The organism is uncultured Mucilaginibacter sp. (assembly GCF_903913935.1).
Lineage (GTDB): Bacteria > Bacteroidota > Bacteroidia > Sphingobacteriales > Sphingobacteriaceae > Mucilaginibacter.
This window is the reverse complement of record NZ_CAIWNH010000332.1, coordinates 1-2,662: the sequence shown is the minus strand read 5'-3', so window position 1 is coordinate 2,662 and position 2,662 is coordinate 1. Positions and strand designations below refer to the sequence as shown.

The window sequence follows — 2,662 nt, the reverse complement described above, 5'->3', positions numbered from 1 at the left end:
TAGCGAATAATAATTATAATAATCCTATCCTTTTTGACGGTATGTTTAATGGGATGGACAGGTAGGCCTGCCCATTTTCTATTACCCTTATTAAATGCAAGCCCCCGCCTTATAAGTATTATTTGATGATATTTCAATGTTTATCAATAAAGTATTTTATGTAAACATATTTGATCCGTGCGTTATTTTACTTATGGTTAAATTTTGGAAATTATTCCGCAATATAAGGAAATGACACCCCATTTCGCATCAAAGGGCACAAAACCCTGTGCGGGCATTAATTACAATTAAATAGTTTTTTAAAATAAACTTTGAGTACACAATCGCAATGCGCACTATCCTTAAACACCAGTAACATAATAACTATTAGTAAAATTTGCGGTAACGATACAATTGTACCCAGCACCCGCCCTTTCCAAAAAATGAGATTGGGTTGCAACACGTACCCCCGGTATTACCAAGATACCGGTATTACCAAGATATATATATGATTATTTATATTTAAAATCTCTGTTTATACCAGCAAATAACCCGGGGTGGAATACTCTATTTTATCAAATAAACAAATTATTTCAACTAAAACACCTCTGAATGCAACCTATTGCAAACCTTGCCCCGTATAACACCCTCTGATTAACAATATGGGAAAATATTTACTCATTCCGTACGCTTACATTAAATCGCCTGCAGGCCATAAAAGCCAGCAGGGGAATGACCAGTTCTGTTTTTTCCAAAAACATTAATTGGCACTTTGTAAGCAAATTTCAGGTAAACAAGTTTAATCTACCCCTGTCAATTCCAAAAAAATAATTATGCTAAACACAAGTTTTATAGCCACTTTAAAAGTCACCCGTGCAAAAAGAGATACCGTTGGATTGTTTTTTGCTATAAAAACACAACGTTGAACCATTAAGTTAAACCACGCGTAAGCCATTTGTAAACATAAAAAAGTTTAACACTTGGCCCGATGTGTGCAGGATGTTTAAATGTGCATAAGTATCTATGAGGACTTTTTTTAATTTTCATTTACTTTATGCGGATTAAATTTATAGATAAACAGAATATTATCATAATTTAAGAAAGCTAAACGATGTTTGTCCAAATAACTAAAGAAGAGTTTTTCAAAGCAATTTCTAAAAAAGCCTGGTATCAGACTAATAATATTATCTGGACGATAATCTTTGTTTACTGGTTATTTTTTATAGTCGACTATATTTTCAGCCCTGACATATGGGTACAGTTTTTCATCATCCGGTTGATCACCACACTTATTATTCTTTCACTTTACAGTCTTTTTCAGCGAAGAAAGTATAATTACCGGATCCTTTTACATATTACGCTCTTCCTGCTTTCTGCAACATCTGCTATATTATGCAACGTAGTTGACCTAAGCCACTTAAATGTGTATTTCCTTATGTTCTCCGCCATATTCCTGTTTTTTAATCTCCAGGTGTTTTGGGAGCCCTTTAATTCAGTAATACAAGCGGCGCTGGCATTTTTGCTGCTTGCCATATTTTTCAGGTTGTTCAGTCAATATTCCATCGACCTGATCATCGCAAACGGCGGCCAGGTATTCTTTATTATTGCGTTGGTATCCTGCCTGGTTCCGGGTGCACGCTTTAAGGTTATTCAACGCGATGTGCGTTCGCAGCTGCTGATCAACAAATCAAACGAACAACTGAAGGAACAGTACCAGGACATCAACCAAAAAAACACCATTATTGATACACAATATGAAGAGCTTAGGAAACTTGATAATCAAAAAAACAGCTTTATAAATATTGCCGGCCACGACCTTAAGAATTTAGTGGGCTCAATTGTAATGAGTAACAATATGTTAAAGGAGGAAGACTTCCGTTTAAGCCCCGATCAGTTAGAACTAACCGGTTATATAGCACAGTCTGCCGAGAAAATGCAATATCTTTTGAACAAACTAATGGATGTTAAGGAGATTGAAGCACCCGAAATGAAATTTAATGTTGAGGTTTTTGATATCAACCATGAAGCATCGCACGTATTCAGGGGTTTAGTGGAAACAGCCCAGATGAAAAACATTCATTTGGTTGATAATATTTCCTCCATTCCTATTATGGTAAATCTTGACCGCGTATTTGCCGGGCAGGTTTTCCAGAATTTATTATCAAACGCAATTAAATTTTCACAAACCAATAACAGTATCCGGGTAGTCACCAGCATTCAGAGGCAAAAATTTGTTTTCGAGATCATTGATGAAGGTATACCTATCGGGATCTATGAACTGGACAACATGTTTAATAAACTAAAAACGCTGAGCGAAGCCTCAAGCCATGTGGAAAGCAGGCTTGGATTAGGGCTATCAATTGCAAAACTAATGACCCAGGAAATGGGCGGAGAGTTATCATACCGGAGCGATGATAACGGAAATTATTTCAGAGTAGAATTTCAAGTAATAAACTAATATTGACAACCAATGAACAAATTTTTTACCTTATTAGCCCTTGTATTTCTTTTAAGTAAGGCATCATTGGCTCAAACCCAAACTATAGTATCCTTCGCATCGTTTGGGCAAGAAGAAGACGAAGCTATTTATGGAATGAGCGGCGCAAGCTTGTTTTATTTTAAGATCCCACCTCAAAATCAGATCGTCGGGAGTAAACTGGTATTACGTTTTGAGCCTTCGCAG

At 36.3% G+C, this 2,662-nt stretch carries 2 protein-coding genes; both read left to right on the top strand.

Annotation, left to right across the window (positions count from 1 at the left end; translation table 11 throughout):
• Nucleotides 1-1,090 precede the first annotated feature (1,090 nt).
• The gene (locus tag QZY09_RS13130; RefSeq protein ID WP_295673056.1) at nt 1,091-2,437 is read left to right on the top strand and encodes an ATP-binding protein; all 1,347 of its coding nucleotides are present in this window, start codon (nt 1,091-1,093) and stop codon (nt 2,435-2,437) included.
• Nucleotides 2,438-2,449: 12 nt separating this feature from the next.
• The coding region (locus QZY09_RS13125; protein ID WP_295673055.1) for a hypothetical protein at nt 2,450-2,662 on the top strand (213 nt) is incomplete at its 3' end.